Source organism: Clostridium drakei (assembly GCF_000633595.2).
GTDB classification, from domain to species: Bacteria; Bacillota; Clostridia; order Clostridiales; family Clostridiaceae; genus Clostridium_AM; species Clostridium_AM drakei.
In genome coordinates, this window is record NZ_JIBU02000008.1 from 175,218 (window position 1) to 194,148 (window position 18,931).

The window sequence follows — 18,931 nt, forward strand, 5'->3', positions numbered from 1 at the left end:
AAAAGAAAGAGCATTTAAAAATACTTGATAAATAACAGTGATTAAAGTCGCTGTTATTTTTTTGTCCAAAAGTCAAGTTTTTGTCTACAGTACAATAAAACTGTAGACAAAAAATAATTTGATTTGTAATTATTAGTGTATCTAATAATAGTTTATCTATAGTTCAACAAAATATAGAATTCCTAACTGTCAACAGCATTGATTTGACTAAGGTTTGAGGAGGTGAAGATAGGAATAATTTGGGTTCAGTTAGTGCTATTACTGCTACAAGTGCTACAGTTACATTAGCAGCAGCTCAAACAACTGCTCCAACAGCAGACAAGTTTGATGTAGAAGTAACACCAGAAGGTGCTACAGCAGCTACAAAATATGCTGTTAAAACAGTAACACCAGTAGATGGAGATACAACAAATACTAAATTTGTTTTAACTTTTGAAGACGGAAAAACATTAGATAAGACTCAAGGAAACTTAAAAGTTAATGGACAAGCTCCAGCAACAAAAGTAGTAACTGGTTCAGAATATGATTATGATTTTAAAGTCCCAGAAATTAAGAATGTTGAAATAAGGGATGATCAACACATAGTAATTCATTTCTCAGAAAAAATGGATGCTTCAGCTGCTCCATCAACAACTGTATTTAATACTTATGAATTCACAAAAATTTCAGACCAAACTAAATTGATAGGGAATGTTGGAGACACTGCTGATCAAACAGGCGTACTAGCAGCATTAAGTGCTGATAAGAAATCAGTTACACTTACTTTAGGACAAAAAATGGTTCCTGCAACTTACACGTTAAAGGTTAAGACAGGAGCAGCAGTTAAGGATATTCAAAATAATGCAAATTATAAAGTATATCCAGGAACAGAAGTTACAGTTACACCAACAGCTGATCAATTAACTGATAAAACAGCACCAGCAATGACTAAAGCTGAATATGATTCATCAACAAAACAATTAAAATTAACATTTGATTCAGCAGTAAAAGATTCAACTTTTGCGCAAGCAAATGTGCTATTTGGTGGAATAGCTTTAACTGCATCAGATGTAATAATAGATACTACACCAGATGATAATGTATTAACAATTCAATTGTCAGATGCTACAGCAGCTAAATTAAACTTAGCAAGTGGTGCTAATGTAGAATTGAAGGCAGTAGATGGACAATCATTAGCAGATGCTAATGGAAATGAAGTAAGTGGAACAATGGCTGTTTCATTACAAACGCCACCAACACTTGCTGATGCAACAGCAACAGGCACTAGTTTTGATGAAGCTTCAAGAGTATTAACTATTAAATTTAATGAGCCTGTTAAATTAGTAGATGCAAGTTTAATTACTCTTGATAATCAAGCAGATGTTGCTCAAGCTTTATCAAAAGCAAATGATACTATTGTTGCAGGTACTGATGGAACTGATACAATAAAAATTCAGTTATCAAAAGCTACTTATGACAATATAAGCGATAATACTGGAAAAACTATTGGATTAGTAGTAGGTGCAGGAGCAGTTAAAGATTTATCTGATACTCCAAACAAAGCTATATCAAAAGTTGAAGTTGCATATGCTCAAGATACAACAGCACCTGTGTTTGCTACAACTGGAGCAGCAACATTTAATAACAGAACTGGAGAGCTTGTATTAAGTTTTAGTAAACCAGTAATAGAAACAGTTTCAACAGAAGCAAATGTTAAAATAACTGATGGTACAGTTACTAAGTCATTAGCAGATTTAAAAGCAGGTGGTGGAAGTGTTGTAGTAAAAGATAACACTATAACTGTTAAAGTGGGAACTGAGTTAGCTAATGTAAAAGGATGGTTTGATGCAGGAAGCAAAGTAATAGTATTTACTACAGCTGATGGAGATGTTATAGACTATGCAGCAAACGGATTAAAAGCAATAGCTTCAACAGATGCTAAAGCACCAGTAGTTACATTAAAAGATGAGATTGCACCACAAATTGTAACTCCTAATGCTGTTGGAACATTATCCTCAACTAAATTCTCATTAAAATTTAATGAAGCAATGGATGCAACAAGTGCTAATACAGCAGCGAACTACAAAGTATATGATCAACAAAACGATAAATATATTGCTTGTACAGCAGTTCAATTACAGAGTGATAATCAAACTGTAGTATTAACATTCGCTGAAGCATTAACAGTACCAAATAATGATAACTATAAAATATATGTTAATAATGTAAAAGATGCTTCATTAAACAGAATAGCAAATGATTCAACTGCTGCATTTACTTTAGGAACAGCTGATACAACAGCACCTGGAGTAAACAAGGCTGAATTTACAAATAAGGATGCTAATTCAATCGAGGTAACATATACTAAAGTTGTAAATCCATCAGACGCAGAAAACATAGCAAACTATGTAGTAAAAGATGGAACAACAGCTTATGCATTAACAAATGCAAAAGTAACTTCAAAAGTAACTGCAGGAGTTACAGTAGCAACAATTACATTTGACAATGTAATACCAACAGCAAAATCTACATTAACATTAAAAGTAAATAATGTTAAAGACTTAGCTGGAAATGTAATAAAAGTAGCTGGTGATGCAGATACACCTGCAACAGCTGTAGATGATAACTTTGTAACTATTGCAGCTAAAACAGGATCAATAGACAGTGTAGCACCAACTTATGTTGCAACAATACTTGATATGGGTGGAACAGCAAATGATAAGGTAATCTTAACATTTACAAAAGATGTAGATACAACATCTGTTATGAATCCAGCTAGTTATGCAGTATCAAGTTCAACTGTAACTGGATTAACAGTTGCTAGTGTAGAAAAATATGATGCAGCAACAAAACAAGCTACATTAGTATTGAATAAAAATGTAGGAACAGCCAATGATATATCATTTAATGTAGTTGCAAATAAGATAGCAGATAAAGCAGGTAACTATGTAGCAGCTACTGCACAAACTGGATTAGCAGCACAAGATTTAACTGCACCAACACTTGATACAGTTACAGCAGATGCTAAATTAGCTGATAAAAGTGATGTAATTACATTAAAATTTAATAAAGATGTTTACGAAAATACAACTGGAACAGCTTTAGCACCTGCAGATTTATCAAAATACTTTACAGTTAAAGTAGGAAATACTACATTAACTGGAAGTGATTTAGATGCATACTTCACAGAACTTGGAAGTGGTTCAACATTTACATTAACTACTCAATCAGGAAAAGAAATTAAGAATGGTGATGTAATAACAGTTACATTAAATTCAGGAAAAGTATTATATGATGCGTCACAAAATCCAGTTTCTTCAATAACTAAGACAGTAACAGCTACTACAACAGAAACTGCTTTAGCATTAGGTACAGGACATACAGCTGATGGATCAAAAATAACATTAAAACTTAACCATGCAATAGATCCTGCAACATTAAAAGCTGATGGTTCAGACTTTGTAGTACCAGGATACATTATAAAGAATGCAGTTCTTGCAAACACTAACCAAGATGTAGTACTTACATTAGCTAATGCAATTCCAGCAAGTACAAAAATAAATGTATCATTAGCAGATAATGCTAACATTTGTGATCTTGTAGGAAGTAAATTAGTAATTAGTACTCCAGTAGAAATAACTTCAGCAGCAGCAGCAACACCAGCAGCAGCATTAACAGCAACAGCAACTCAAGGATCAGTTACTGGATCAACAGCAATAACAGCAACACCAACAGGAACAAATACTTTAGTATATAAGGTTTCTAGTACAGCTGTTACAACACCAAATGTTGGAGATACAGTGTCAGGAACTAGTGCATTAACAAGTGGAGCTGATATAACAGGAGTAGATGATACAACTAATAAATATGTAGCTGTATATGAATTAGATGGAAGTAACAAAATAGTTTCATTTAAGTTAATAACATTAACTTCTGCTGAAATAAAGTAGCAAACTTAACTTTTCAGGTTTCACAAAGGGATCAAACCCGTAGAAAATTTATAAATACAAAAATTAAAGGAGAGGAAGGAAAGTACAGCCTTCCTTCTCCCATCTAAATGAACGGATAAAATTGTACTAACATATCTAAAAATATCTTTAAGTCAAAAAAATAATCAGGTCACATACTGATTGAAAAACAGAATAATCAAAACTAAGAGTATCTCTAGGGGTACTCTTCTATTCTTTTTTGAATTAATATAAAAATATGAGTTAATTAATTGAATGATATAGGCAATAGTAATATAATCTAATTATGTGTAAAGTACAGGAGGTGAGGCAGATGAAGAAACAAACAAGGATAACAGCTGCAGTAGTATTAGCATTAGTAGTAATTATTGGTGGATACTATGGTTATCAGAAATATAGTCTTAATAAAAGAGTACAAACATCAGATAAGATGATGAAGGATAAGGGTATAAAGCAAAATAATACAGATAAATCTATAGTAGATGAGATATTAAAAAATGATACTGATTTAGAATATGCATACATAAGTCATAATGGTGAAACTATAATGTTAAACTTAAAGTTTAAAAAAGGAATACAGGATAAAGACAAATATTCAAAAGTAAGTAAATATATGGAGAAAGTTAGAGGACAATACAAAGGTAAGAATGTAAATGCAACAATGATTCCTAATTAGTATTTGTGATATTTAGAATAAAATTATATTTGAATCAGAGAAATGGATAGCACAAGTTGTTATCCTTATTTTTATTTCACTGCAAAATAATAAGAAAATACACTGCATAAAAATTCTCTAGATATGGTAGAAAGCAAAATGCTACTAATAGCAACAGTTCGTGTCAAATTACATGCCTAAATTTTCACTGCATAATCTAAATAATGCAGTGAACTAACCTGTAACAAGCCTAAAATCAAACTTATATTATTCCTTTGAATAATAAAATTATAATTCAAGGAGGAATATAATAATATGAACACATCAAAGAACACTTCAATCATTAGTAAATTCATAACTAAGGAGATAGAACACATCTATCAAAGATACAACAGTATTCCAGAAGATGAGCTAAACAATGTAAAACAATTCATAGAGATACTAGAAAAAAATCATCTAAATTTTGATCCCTATAGAAGCTATGCTGCTACAAAAGCAACTGCTGAAATATGTGCTGAATTAGAGGATATAGACATTATAAGACTATATTTATTCATACTGGATGATTTAGGACTAGACATAAAAGCAGAAGATACTAAAGAAGTATATATGGATTTAATTGAAAAAGGCTATTGTAAAATTCCAGGGTACTACTTATATAAAGATGAGGAAACAATGAAGGAATTAGCTAGAGATGAACTAGATTGTAAGCTAGATGACACTGAGCAAGTAGCAGATATGTTTGATGCAGAAGACCTAGCTAATCTATGGGTATTCGGAACTTCAAAACAGGAAGCAGCAAAACAATACATGAGGGACAATGAGTGGTGGGAAATACTAGGCTGTGAGCAAGGAGAGGAAGGATACACTGACTATTATGGTGATATGATCTACTACAGCTTAACTGGTGAGGAGGTGTAGTAAATGATTAAGATAGCATATAGAAAGAAAATAGAATCTATTAATTACCTACCACTAGAGGTTGTAAGTGTAGTATCAGAAATAGCAGCTATATTAGATGATAACTATGGAGAAGAAAGAAATGCAGATGATGAATAGCTCGGAAAAACTTTCCTCGCAAAGGGGTCAGACCCTTGGGGAAATATGTAAATAACAAATTAAAGGAGAGGAAGGAAAATACAGCCTTTCATATACCATAGTCAAGGTCACACACTGGCTGAAAACTAAATAATTAAATCAAAACTGAGAGTATCTTTAGAGATTCTCTTTTATTCTTTTTTGGGTGAATAAATTCCTATTTAGCGAAATTATAATCCACTACTTGAAGTTACACTATATTGGTGATAAAATGTGTTTATAAATTAATGGTGGTGAAAAAATGGATAAAGAAACGAAACAGATGTTTGAACTTATTTTACAAAAACTAAACAACATGGAGAAAAGACAGGAGAATATGGAAATAAGGCAGGATGAAATATATTCTGTAGTAAAATCAATAGAACATAGCAATAATGTAAGGAAAGCAGAAATAGATAATTTGATTTATAAAGTAGCACATGTTGAAGGAACAATTAATGGTGTAGGCGAATTAATTGAAAAAAGAAGATCAATTAAATAGTTGATATATTTAGGAGGGTAACCTCTTTTTTTTTAGCAAGCTCGGAAAAACTTCCTCGTAAAGGTGTCAGACCCTTGGGAGAACATGTAAGCAAAAGAGAGGAAGAAAGTACAGCCTTCCTTCTTCCATTGTCCATTTAGCGAAGTTAGAAATTTACTTAGGATACGATTAAATTGATGTTAATATTAAAAATATAGGTGGTGAAAAGATGGATAATGAAATTTTACATTTATTAAAAACTATTAATAATAAGCTTGATGAACATACGCAAATATTTAGATTTTTAGAACATACAAGTGAAGTTCATAAGTCATAAATAGATAAAGTTAATTATGCTGTTACAAGACTTGAAGGGGAAGTTAAAGGGATAAGAGAAGATCTTACAGCAGTAGAAATGATAACGTCAAAAAAAGAAAAAGTACCCCTAGAGATACTCTAAATTAAGTTTATTTATTTACTTCAAATGGTTTTTCTTCTACTATATTTCCATCATAGGATGCTTGAAGTATGTATTCTCCTCCATTTTTAACTTCTATGGGTTGTATAGGGTATTCTAGCTTCTTATTATATGTCTTAAGTTCTTTAGAGTATATTTTATTTTTACCATCCTTGGATTTAACCACTATGGAAATAGTGCTATCTTTACTAAAATCCTTTTTTGATACTATATCGTAATAGACTACATCACCTAATTTAAATTTGTTTTTCTCTTCTTTTATTCTCATTTTATCATTAAATGTACTTCCAACTCTGATATTAAAATAATTGCTAGATTTTTTTATATTAAAAGATTCTTTATTATTAATAAACAATCCAGCACCAATCCCTATAATCAATAATATTATTAAAACTAATATCGTTTTAGTTCTTTTTTTCACAATTATTACCTCCATATAGTTTCTATGTTATGATTTATATGTGTATATTTTAAAGCAATACTATCATTTAATAGCTTACCTTGTTGTAGCTTTACCTATGTTATCATCTTTTATTATGCTTCTTATATATCCAACTTAATCACATTATTATTTATTAGATTATTCAATTTATAATTTTAATATAGATTCCTCAAAAAGAATAGAAGAGCACCATAAATAGGTACTCTATTTTTAATGTGATTATTTAATTTTTCAGCCAGTGTGTGATCTGACTATTTTGTGATGTTTGGATGTGATTTCATTTAAATCAGAGAAGGAAGGTTTCCCTTCCCCTTATATTATTGAGCTGTTACTACATATCCTGATGCAGATGAAGCATTTCTGCTTATCTTGTTACCGGATGCATCTACTGCTGTTTGAGTAGTATCGCCAGCAACTACATTAATTGTAGTAATTCCAGCATCAAATACTGCATTAGCATCAAGTTTAATAACAACTTGACCATTTACTACTTTAGCAACTGGAGCTGTACCAAAGCTATATCCACTTGATAAAGCAAAGTTGTTAGCAATTGCAGCTGCGTCCATATCTGCTGCATTTACTTTTTCACCAAATGATACAATTATTACTTTATCAGTTCCAGCTCCTGCTGTACCGTTTGTATAATCATAAGTTGTACTGTAAGTAGCTCCTGTTATTGAAGGTCTTGTTGTATCTGCACTTGTTACAGTTTTAGCTGTTCCATTTCCGTCTGCTACTACTGTCCAAGTATTTCTAACTGGATTATTTGTTCCCGCTTTTACAGTAAGACCTCTTAAGTAAGATAATGCTGCTGTTGCATCAAGGTCAATACCATTTCCACCAAGAGTTATTGTTACTGAATCTGCTCCTGCGTAAGCAAACGTTGCAGCATCGCCTACGCTTGTACCTGCTGGCAACACAAATGTATCTGTTGCAGCTGTTCCAGCAGTCATACTAGCTACAGCTACTCCATTTGGATCTAAGTTTTGATCAAATACTACTGTAAGAGTATCTCCAGCACTTACTTTTCCATCATTATTGGCATCTGCATATACTGCGGATTTAACAGCTGGTGCAGCTGTTGCAGCTGTTGGTGCTGTCAATACTTGTTTGTTTTCATCAGTTGTTCCTACATTAGTTGTGTTATCGTAGAATTTAATTGCTGTTTGTCCAGCTTTAATTCCTATTTTATCCCCAAGTGCTGCTGTATATCCTGTTCCAAGTGAAACTTTCAATTGGTTAGCATAATCTCCAGGTGTTACTGTTATGTTACCTGTTCCAAGATCATGGTTGTTATTGTTAGTGAATATTACATCATGAACTCCTGACACATTTCCATTAACTACTACAGGTTTATCAAATGTAACTACAAATGTATCTCCAGCATTCATTCCTGCCGCTCCATTATCAATAAATGCTGTATTTTGATCAGTTGTATTTGTTGCAGTAATTGCTGAATCTGTTAATGCTGGTGCTGCTAAAGCAACTCCTGTTGTTAATGCTTGTGAATCTGCATAAGCATAAGTGCTTGTCATTACAGCTCCGCCTACTTTAGCTGCTATGTTTTTAATACCAATCTTATATGATGAATTAGATAATGTTAATGGAGTAGCTGAGTGCAGATATACTGTTTGTTGATCTGATAATAAAGTAGCACTATCAAAATTAAATGTAACAGTTGAATCAGATACTAAATATGCAATATAGTTAGATACTGTTTCAGCTGTAGTTTTGTCAACCACCTGGTCAAATTTAACTTTTACATAGTTTGAACCATCAGCTGTTCTTATTGAAGCAGCTGGTGCTGCTGCTGGTGTCGCAACATAAGTAACTGGTACTTTATTAGCAACTGGTACTGCAAATGTTGAAAGACCGCCTTGGTCAGTAACTGCTCCTGCTGTAACTGTTAAGTAAACTTTATCAGTTCCAGCCTTAACACCTGCTGTTTCTATTTCAGAATATTCAGCTTGAGAAGTTCCATTTGCATGAGTATTTATTAATGTATAAGTTAAAGTTTTTCCATCATTTGTTATTTCTTCAGAAGCAATTGCTAATGGTGTAGCTGCATCTGTTCCTATAACTCCTGCTAATGTATCATTTACGTATAATGATAATTTTGTACTATCATCTGCATCAACTCTTACATCTTTGTTGAATGTAACTTTTAATTTGTGATCAGCTTCTGTGTATTGGGTTGAAACTATTGAAAGAGCTGTCTTCTTTAATGTAACTATTCCACTGTAATCTTTTTCTACAAATTGTACTGGTGTAGTTGCTGCAGTTTCGATATCAGTTACATTTTCTAAATTTTGAGTTCCATCAAGTGTAATTCTTAATTTAGGTTGTTCTATAGTTATAGCTTCTAATGCTCTAGCAGTAGTTTGGTCTACAACTACAGTTACAGTGGCACTATTAACTGGTGTTACTAAAGATCCATTGATGTTTGCCCATGTATCTCCAGATGTAGTTTGAACTTTAACTTTATTTGCTCCTAAAGCAGTTGCAAATTTAGCTACATTTATTGGTTCTGAGAATGTAAATGTCATTCTGTTAGTTGTATCATCATATGAAACAGCTGATACTGTTGGTACTGCTGTAACTACTGGTGTTACTGTGCCTGCTGCTGAAGTTGTAAATGCAGCATCTCCTAATACTATTTGAGGGTTATCTCCTAATGCATTGATTGCATCTATAGTTGCTTGCGCTGGACTTATTGTTCTTGTTATTGTTCCTGTACCACCAATTCCTACATAATCAGCAGCCTTTAATAGAACTTTATTTGTTCCAACTTGTACATAAACTGCATCATCAGCTGGAGTTCCTGAAACAGCTTTGTCAAATGTTAAAGATATTTGTCCATTTCCTCTGTTATAAGTTGCACTTACAACATTTGCTGCAGCTGTATCTGGTGTCAATGTTCCATTAAATTCCATTGGAGAAGCAGCTACTATGGTATTAGCAACTGTTGCTCTATCATCTACACCTGTTGCATACAATATATATCCAGCATTTGCAAGTCCACCTTGTGGGAAGCCTGCTACGCTTGCACCAGCTGAAATTGTGAATTTAATTTGAGTCTTATCTGTATTAGCAAATGCTGCTACTGCATTTAGGTCAGTTGCTGCACTTGTTCCAACAAAGTTATTTGTTGTTCCATTAGTTTTGTTATATAATGAGTATTTTCCTGCTACTGTTAATGCAGTGTCAGCCACTGGTTCACTAAATGTAACAAGTACTGTTTTATTATTTAGTGCTTCAACTTTTGATATTTCAGGTTTCTTGAAATCGAAGTTCGAAGCTGTGCATCCATTAACTGTTAATGAACCTTCTTGTCCAGTTAATGATATTGATAATTTAGCAGTTTTAGCTGTAGAATCTACAGTTACAGCTGTTGGATTAACTGCTGCTGTTCCGTTTACAGATATTGAATAGTTTGTTACATTTCCTGCTGCAGTAACATCAAATCCTGTTGGTAATGTTACTGTTACTGTTGTTGTGGTAATAGCACTTATATTTCCATTTTTTAAACCATATTTTTACATCCTAAAAATGGCAGTATAGCTTGTACTATACCATTTGAATATTTAAAACATTTATTAATCATATATTATATTAATGAATTGTAATTCTTGCATTGATAAATATTTATTAAATATTTAATAAATTAAAAATATTGTTTTATTATAAAAATAAATAAATAATAAATATTAAAATATAAAATATTATAAAAAGCAAGTAACTGACGAAAAAATAAATGCTATAGTTGATATATAGCATTTTTGTAAAATAATATATAAATTTTCTTATGATAAAAATAAAGCGTTAATTTCATTTTCATAGCCATATTTTTTTAGAAATTCTATTACAGCTATTTCAAATATTTCTCTTTGGCTTATATTTTTTTCTTTGCTGAATTCTTTAACAAGCTGTGAAAGAGAATGAGACATACATAATGATTTGGTTATGGTAATGCCACCTATAGAATATCTTGGAAGAGTAGAGTTTGTGCATAAAAGCTCTGCTAGTTTTTCCTTATTTTTATTTATCATTTCAAGCATAGGAAGCAGTGTTTCTAATTTATCTAATTCATTAGGTAGTACGTTTTCAATTTCACTAGAATGATTATCAAAATTATAGTCTTCTACAGTTTCTTTAAAATCAATGTGTTCTTCAGATGGAAGTTTACCTTTTAAAAGAATATAGTTATGCTTTTCAGGTGACCATACATAGCCCTTTGATTTCATGTAGGTAGCCATAGCTCTGTGATCAGCCATACCTGATTTTTTAGCTATTTCCAGTGGTTCAAGTCCAGCATTAAAAAGGGAAATTATTTTTTCTGTTTTGCTGAAGCTTGGAGATTCATAGTCTATATTTGTATTAGAATTAATTTTTTTTGTGTAAATTTGTTTTTCAGAATCCCAAAAATAACCTCTTCTTCTCATGTACATATCTAAGGTTCTATAGTTTTTGTGATTAAGTTTAACTGCTAAATCCTCTCTAGTTATACCTTGCATGAGGCATTTTTGTATATATTCATCATCATATTCATTTTTTTCTGAATTACTTAAAGCTGCAGCAGATTCTGTAATTCCATTATAAAATTCCATTAAATTCACTCCTTGTTGTTATAAAACATTTATACATTTATTTAAATCATCAAAATTGGCATGAGTATATATAGATGTAACCTTTAAATTAGAGTGCCCTAAAAGTTTTTGAACGTAAACAAGGTTAACTCCATTTTTAATTAAGTTGGATGCAAAACTGTGTCTAAGTATATGAGCACTTATATGTTTTTCCCATCCAAGATTTTTTGCAGTATCATTTAAAATTCTGTTTACATAAGCTGCACTTAAGCTTCCAGATTTTTCTGTAGCAAAAAAATAATTATTTTTTGTTGAGCAATCATATGTTTTTGCATAGCTTTGCAATATGGATAGTAAATGTATATTAATAGGTATATTTCTATTTTTAGAACCTTTACCATTTATTACATGTATAATTTTATTTTTAATATCAACATCTTCCACTTTTAAATTCAAACATTCACTAATTCTAAGTCCTGTATAAAAAAGTGTTTGTGCAACAGTTTTAACTATTGGATGTTCAATTGCATTTATAAGAGTACGTGCTTCTTCCATTGACAAAAAGGTTCTTTCTTTTCTTTGGATTTTTATAGGTTCTATAGACATAGCTATATTTAAATTACAAAGATTATTTTTATATAAGTAATTCCAGAAAGACCTAAGAGTATAAAGTTGCCTGCTTCTACTAGCTGAAGATAGCTTTTTCAATTTTAGCTGGTATAGGTAGTCATCTATATCTACATTTTTTACTTCATTTATATAAACAGCACAATTATATTTTAATTCTAGAAAATGCTCAAAGGCTGTTAAATCTGAAGTATAGGATTTTATAGTTTCTTTGCTTTTATTTGTTATAGTAATATGGTAAATGAATTTTTTTATTCCATTATTTAACAGCATGATATACCTCCTTTGTAGTAAAATGAAGAAATATGTAAAATATTAGACAATATGCACATGAATATAATATCTTTATGGTATAATTTTGTCAATTATCCAATTAGTATTATGCATGTTATTTACAATATGTTTATAATATTTTTTACTTAATTAATTATATTATTCTTATAATATAAATAGTGTAAAAATTTCCAGCTATAAGGTTGTTTTTTTATTAACTAAATATAGTGAAGTTAGTATTTAAATTAGGTATAATCAATTGAATGACAAAGTAAAAAGTAATATAATCTAGTTATGTGTGAAATATGGGAGGTGAAATGGATGAAAAAGCAAACAGGAATAGTCGCTGTAGTTATATTAGTAATAGTAGTGATTATTGGTGGATATTACGGTTATCAAAGGTATAGTTTAAGCAAAAATTCAAATGTACCAAATACTGCTAAAGTAGATAAAAATGTAAAAGAGGCAAAAGATGCAGTTGATAAAGCAACGTCCACTAAAAGTAAAGAAGACATATCAAAAGCAAGAGAAGCAGTTAATAAATTATCAGCAGGTGAAATCAAGGATTCTTTAGCTAAGAGAATATACTCTATAGATGTAAATGCAGACAAAGCAAACAGTACAGCTAATATTAATATAAATGATAAAGCTGATAAGGTAAAGCTTGATGTGGATAATACGACTTTGCTAGGATTTAGTTTTTTGAAGATATCTTTTGATCAAATGAATAAAGATGGTTATGTAGTAAAGTATGATGGAAATAATGCAGCTTGGAGTGCAAAGTTTAATTGTTTTGTACTTAAATATGAAGGAAAGAAAGTGTTAAGTGAATTTGATGCTAAAAAAGTTTCTGTAGAGAAAAAAGCTGCTCAATAATTAAATTCTAATTATTATTCAATATTATGGATATATAAATTATTTGCTTCAAAGTACATTTAATAATTATGGAGTATTTTGATCGGTTTGCCATATACTAGTTTGAAACTTACATAAAATTATGCATATAGTGAAAAATATATAATTACAATTTAATATTTTATGAATTTATGGTTTTTTATTGAATCATTTACATGAATTAATACATTGTAAAAGTATTATTTTAACATTAAAATGAAACTATCGATATAGTTGATTAGTACAATCTAAAAGAGAATTTTATGTCTAGATTTGCTTATTAACATTGCAGTTAAAATTGAATAACTTTATTCAATACAGGAGGTAGAAGATATGAGTAAAAAAGGTACAAGAGCTCTTGCAAGTGCCACTCTTATGGCATTGATTTTAACTACAGCTTTATCAGCTGGTTCAGTTAAGGCAGCAGAAGGAAAAGTTACAAGAGTAGGTGAAATTGATAGGTATGCTACTGCAGCCAAAATTGCTACAACAAATTGGACAAACAGTGATGATGTAGTATTAGTATCAGGAGAAGGATATGCAGATGCAGTAAGTGCTTCAGCATTAGCTAAAAAGCTAAATGCACCAATACTTTTGACAACGGCAGCAACATTAAGTACAGATACTCAAAGTGCATTAAGTGCATTAAAAGCTAAAAATATATACATAATAGGCGGAAATGCTTCAGTTTCAGCTTCAGTAAGAACTGTATTAAAATCTAATTATAATTTAATAGAACTTGGTGGTTCTGACAGATACCAGACTAATGTGAAAGTTGCTCAAAAATTAGTTGACTTAGGAGTTAAAGCTGACGAAGTTATAATGGTTGGTGGAGAAGGTTTTTCAGATGCCTTATCAGTAGCACCAATAGCAGCAGCTAAGGGACAAATTCTTTTACTTGGAATGAACAGCAGTGAACATATGAAACCAGTTGTAGATTTTGTAAATCAGAATAATTCAAAGGTTACTGTAATTGGAACTAGCAACGTTATAAACAGTTCTATTTATAGTGAGGTAAAGGCTGTAAATAGAGTAGATGGTGGAACAGATAGATTTGATACAAATATGAAAGTTTTAGCAGCATTTAAGGATACTGTTAAAATGGACAAAATGTATGTTGCAAACGCATCAGGTGATGGTTATGCAGATGCTTTAGTTGCATCAGCAGTTGCAGGAAAATCAGAAGCACCACTAATATTAGTTGATACTGAAGGATCAAATGCAACAGCTAACGCTATAACATATATTAAAAATAATGCTAATTCTAAAACAGATTTAAATATTATAGGTGGAACAGGTGTTGTTACAAATGACACAGAAGATTCTATAAATAAGGCTATACCTGCTGCAGAAGATCCTGATAATCAAACAGGTGAACAAGTTGATATTAAAGCTACTATTGATGCAGATAATACAACTTTATTAGGATTTACTTTCCTAAAAATATCTTTTGATGGAATGAGTAAAGATGGATATAATGTAAAATATGATGGAAATGATGCAACTTGGAGTACAAAATTTAATTGTTTTGTTGTTAAATATGATGGATACAAGCAATTAGGCGAGTTTGATGCTTCAAAAGTTTCTGTAACCAAAAAGTAATTAAAACTAAAATTAAAAGGAAGAAGGAAATCATATTCCTTCTTCTGTTATTTTTTGAGTATATTACACGTAATGGGTAATAGTGCCATATGTACCTCCGCTTAGTTAAAATGTTATATGATATTTTGCATATTATAAAAAACATGGAATTAAGTTTTCATGTTTTTTAATCTTTTAGTTTAATATTCAATAATTGCTATAAATTAATGCATTGAACATATGATAATCTAACATTAAAATTATTACATAAATAATAAAATGTTAGGAGATTTAAAATATGAATAAAAAAAGTACAAAAACCATATTAGGTACTGTTTTTATGTCATTGATTTTAACCACAGCTTTAGCCTATAAAGTTGAAGCTGCTGCAGGAAAAGTTACAAGAATAGGTGAAATTGATAGATATGCTACTGCAGCTAAGGTTGCTACATCAAATTGGACAACCAGTGACAATGTGATATTGGTAACAGGAGAAGGATATGCAGATGCAGTAAGTGGTTCAGCATTAGCTAAGAAGCTAAATGCACCAATACTTTTAACGTCGTCAGCATCAATAAGTACATATACTCAAAATGCATTAAGTACATTAAAGGTTAAAAACATATACATAATAGGTGGAAATGCTTCGGTTTCATCTTCAATAAGAAGTTTATTAAAATCTAATTACAATTTAATAGAACTTGGAGGAGCTAATAGATATGAAACCAATGCAAAGGTTGCTCAAAAATTAGTTGATTTAGGAGTTGACTCATCTAATGTTATGCTAGTTGGTGGAGAAGGTTTTTCAGATGCATTATCAGTAGCACCAATAGCAGCAGCTAAGGGGCAGATTCTCTTGCTTGGAGTGAATAGTATTGATTATATGAAGCCAGTTATAGACTTTGTAAGCAGAAATAATTCAAAAGTTATGGTAGTTGGAACTAAAAATGTTATAAATGATTCTATTTATGGTGCATTAAATGCTGTAAGTAGGATAGATGGTGGAATGGATAGATTTGATACTAATATGAAGGTTTTAGCTGCTTTTAAAGACACTATTAAAATGGATAAAATGTATATTTCAAATGCATCAGGTTATGGGTATGCAGATGCTTTAGTTGCATCAGCAGTGGCTGGAAAATCTGGTTCACCATTGGTATTAGTTGATACTGAAAGTTCAAATGGAACAGCTAATGCTATAGAATATATTAAAAATAATGCTAATACTAAGACTGATTTAAATGTTGTAGGCGGTTTAGGGGTTGTTTCAAAAAATACTGAGAATGTTATAAATTCTGCTGTAACTAATAGTAATAATGAAAATGGTGAGGCCGCTGTTCAATCTATAGAAGCGGTTAATTTAAGCCAATTCAAAGTTCATTTTAACACAGCCGTTTATAGTAATTCTGCTGAAGATGTAAGGAACTATAAATTAAATGGTGTTTCGTTAACACAAGTAGATGCAGGAGGAAATGCATTAGATGGAAACGGAGCAGTAGCTAAGACTATTGATGATAATACAGTTTTAATAACTTTATCAACTCCGAGAAAACAATATGAAAGTGTTGTAATTTCGGTTAAAAAGTCTATTTTAACTGTAGATAAAACTCAGACTATAGCTGCCTTTGAAAAAAATATAATATTAAGTGATACTGAAGTTCCTAAATTAAAATCAATCAAGGTAGAAGGAAATAATTTATTAACATTAGAATTTTCAGAAGTTGTTAATATAAATGATATTTTATCCTTGCAAAGGAAAATTAAAATTGATGAACAAAATATAGTTAGCTTTGGTATAGATAGTGATTTGTCTTTAACTAAAGTTAAAAATGGTATCATAGTAAATGGAAATACTTGGGCAAATAGTGTTCAATTTTACTTTAATGTGCCAATAGCGGCAGGAAGTCATATATTAAAGATCTCAGATGGGGAAACAGATAAGATATTAAACGATGCAGCTGGTTTTACTTTAAGTGAGTCTAGTTTACAGTTTAAAGTAGATACTAATAATATTAGTCCATCAATTGTTTCTGTGGTCAAAGCTGCAAGTGGAGAAATTCATATTACTTTTGATAGATCAATGGACAAAAAGACAGCTTTTGATAGTAAGAATTATGAGTTAAATGGTATAAATTTAAAGTATATGTCTGGAGTTAGTTTTGATACGGATAATGATGATTCTACAGTTAAAATAAAAGGAGTAAATAATATTCAACCAGGGGCCAATACTCTTTATATAAGTAATAACGTTAAGGATGCTTATGGTAACAAAATTCAGGATGATACTAGAGTAAACTTTAACGATATTAAAGATGAGGTAAAGCCAACAGTTGTAAATGTTACAGCCATTGATGGAGAGACCATTCGTGTGAGATTTAGTAAGGATGTTAATTATTTTTATGCTACAAATAAATCTAATTACAAATTACAAGATTATGAAGGTATAAATGTAACAAATCATATTGATACGATATATAGTGTTGGTGGTGGAGATGAAACTAGTAATACCAATATTTTTGATATTAAATTAAAGAAGGTTAATCCTAGTGATTCTAGTGACAGTTGGAGATTAACGGGTTCTAATTATACTTTAACAATTAAGAATATCATAGATACAGCAACAAGACCAAATACAATGGATGATTATTCAACTATATTTACATGTGTTGATGATACAGCACCAAAGGTAACAGGAGTGTATTATAAGCAGAACAGTTTCTCAGGTAAGGATCAGATTGTTGTTTATTTTAATGAAGAAATGGATGTAAACACTGTTATGAATAAGAATAATTACAAGTTTGGAAATGGTGAAGGAGACACTGAGCCTTTGCCAGGTGATGCAAATATTGTATATGGTGGAGATGGCAAAAGTGTTATAATTGAATTTCCTACAAGATATCATGTTAAGATAGCTGATGCTCAAGGGAATATTGCTAACACTGGGATAAGCAATGATGTACTTAGACTAGTAGTTTCTAATGTTAAAGATAAGTCTTTTAATGTGTTAGATGGAGTAGCATATACAAGTGTAATATCTGTTAATTCTAAAGGAACTAAGGTGAAAGCCAATACACTTAAGGTTTATTATGAAGGGCAAGATTTGAAAGCTTCAGTTCAGTTTGATAGAGCTATAGATAATTTAAATCCAAAAGATTTTACATTGGGAAAAGTGGTTCCAACTAGTGCAAGTGCCGATGGCAATAAAGTAATACTTACATTTAACGAATGGGATTTAGCTGATACAGATGAAAAAAATGCAGTACCTCAAATAGTTTTTGCTAATGGAAAAGTTAATAATGATAGTAATACAACCAAGATAGAGCTTATAAAATCTCAAGGTCAAAAGGCATATTTAGGAATAAAATCATATGCTAAAACAACCGATGAAACTGGTGCTTCTATAGATATTTTGTCGGATGAAGTAGCCAATAGTCAAAATACAATATATGATTATAGGATAAATCCTAAAACTACTTCGGAATATTGGACAGCATCAAAGGATGCAAATGGTGGAAAGGTTTATGTAACTTTTGATACTATACTTAATGCAAATAGTGGAGTAAAAGCAGATGATTTTGTATTTATAGGTACTAATGGTACAGAATTAAAACCTGATTTACTATCAATAAATAAGAATACTATAATATTTACTTTTAATAGTGATAATGATAATATACAAGCATTTAATGGAAAGGTTAGTATAAAAGTTAAGAGTACAGTGTCAGTAACAACTGATAGGGATTTAGATGGGAAATATGTTAATTATATTCCGTCTAATGATGATTTGAAGGAAAGAAGCGTAAGTGTAGTATCTTCTTAAAATGTATTATGAAAAACAGAGGTTTTTAAGCCTCTGTTTTTTTGTAATAAAAAAGATGTGGAAATAAAAT

General features: G+C 30.9%; 13 protein-coding genes. 9 read left to right on the forward strand and 4 right to left on the reverse strand.

Annotation, left to right across the window (positions count from 1 at the left end; genetic code table 11):
- Positions 1-239 precede the first annotated feature (239 nt).
- From EG57_RS0204795 to EG57_RS0204810, 5 genes are all read left to right on the forward strand, one after another.
- On the forward strand, positions 240-3,929 hold the full coding sequence (locus EG57_RS0204795; protein WP_032076133.1) for an Ig-like domain-containing protein: 3,690 nt from the start codon (positions 240-242) through the stop codon (positions 3,927-3,929).
- A 331-nt stretch (positions 3,930-4,260) separates the two neighbouring features.
- The gene (locus tag EG57_RS0204800) at positions 4,261-4,623 is read left to right on the forward strand and encodes a hypothetical protein (protein WP_052037743.1); all 363 of its coding nucleotides are present in this window, start codon (positions 4,261-4,263) and stop codon (positions 4,621-4,623) included.
- Positions 4,624-4,917: 294 nt separating this feature from the next.
- The gene (locus EG57_RS0204805; protein WP_032076134.1) at positions 4,918-5,523 is read left to right on the forward strand and encodes a hypothetical protein; all 606 of its coding nucleotides are present in this window, start codon (positions 4,918-4,920) and stop codon (positions 5,521-5,523) included.
- Between the two features lie 3 nt (positions 5,524-5,526).
- On the forward strand, positions 5,527-5,661 hold the full coding sequence (locus tag EG57_RS27230) for a hypothetical protein (RefSeq protein WP_278246442.1): 135 nt from the start codon (positions 5,527-5,529) through the stop codon (positions 5,659-5,661).
- Positions 5,662-5,941: 280 nt separating this feature from the next.
- A complete protein-coding gene (locus EG57_RS0204810; protein WP_032076135.1) occupies positions 5,942-6,181 on the forward strand; it encodes a hypothetical protein in 240 nt (79 codons plus the stop codon).
- Positions 6,182-6,627: 446 nt separating this feature from the next.
- Here EG57_RS0204810 and EG57_RS0204815 read toward each other — a convergent pair whose 3' ends face one another.
- Positions 6,628-7,059, reverse strand: a complete 432-nt coding sequence (locus EG57_RS0204815; protein ID WP_032076136.1) for a hypothetical protein — start codon at positions 7,057-7,059, stop codon at positions 6,628-6,630.
- 338 nt (positions 7,060-7,397) lie between these two features.
- Positions 7,398-10,292 (reverse strand): beta strand repeat-containing protein, encoded by a 2,895-nt coding sequence (locus EG57_RS0204820; RefSeq protein ID WP_032076137.1) that lies wholly within the window; start codon positions 10,290-10,292, stop codon positions 7,398-7,400.
- On the opposite strand from EG57_RS0204820, the gene EG57_RS0204825 reads away from it, so the two are divergent.
- On the forward strand, positions 10,282-10,512 hold the full coding sequence (locus tag EG57_RS0204825) for a hypothetical protein (protein WP_032076138.1): 231 nt from the start codon (positions 10,282-10,284) through the stop codon (positions 10,510-10,512). The genes EG57_RS0204820 and EG57_RS0204825 overlap by 11 nt on opposite strands.
- Positions 10,513-10,883: 371 nt before the next feature.
- Here EG57_RS0204825 and EG57_RS0204830 read toward each other — a convergent pair whose 3' ends face one another.
- Together EG57_RS0204830 and EG57_RS0204835 are read right to left on the reverse strand one after the other, a co-directional pair.
- On the reverse strand, positions 10,884-11,687 hold the full coding sequence (locus EG57_RS0204830; RefSeq protein WP_052037744.1) for a hypothetical protein: 804 nt from the start codon (positions 11,685-11,687) through the stop codon (positions 10,884-10,886).
- An 18-nt stretch (positions 11,688-11,705) separates the two neighbouring features.
- Positions 11,706-12,566, reverse strand: a complete 861-nt coding sequence (locus EG57_RS0204835; RefSeq protein ID WP_032076139.1) for a tyrosine-type recombinase/integrase — start codon at positions 12,564-12,566, stop codon at positions 11,706-11,708.
- A gap of 321 nt (positions 12,567-12,887) precedes the next feature.
- Between EG57_RS0204835 and EG57_RS0204840 the strand changes: the two genes are divergently transcribed.
- The 3 genes from EG57_RS0204840 to EG57_RS0204850 all read left to right on the forward strand — a co-directional run bounded on the left by EG57_RS0204840 (position 12,888) and on the right by EG57_RS0204850 (position 18,861).
- A complete protein-coding gene (locus EG57_RS0204840; RefSeq protein ID WP_032076140.1) occupies positions 12,888-13,442 on the forward strand; it encodes a hypothetical protein in 555 nt (184 codons plus the stop codon).
- 351 nt (positions 13,443-13,793) lie between these two features.
- Positions 13,794-15,062 (forward strand): cell wall-binding repeat-containing protein, encoded by a 1,269-nt coding sequence (locus EG57_RS0204845; protein ID WP_032076188.1) that lies wholly within the window; start codon positions 13,794-13,796, stop codon positions 15,060-15,062.
- 277 nt (positions 15,063-15,339) lie between these two features.
- Entirely contained in the window at positions 15,340-18,861 is a 3,522-nt protein-coding gene (locus EG57_RS0204850) for a cell wall-binding repeat-containing protein (protein ID WP_032076141.1), read from the forward strand.
- Positions 18,862-18,931 lie beyond the last annotated feature (70 nt).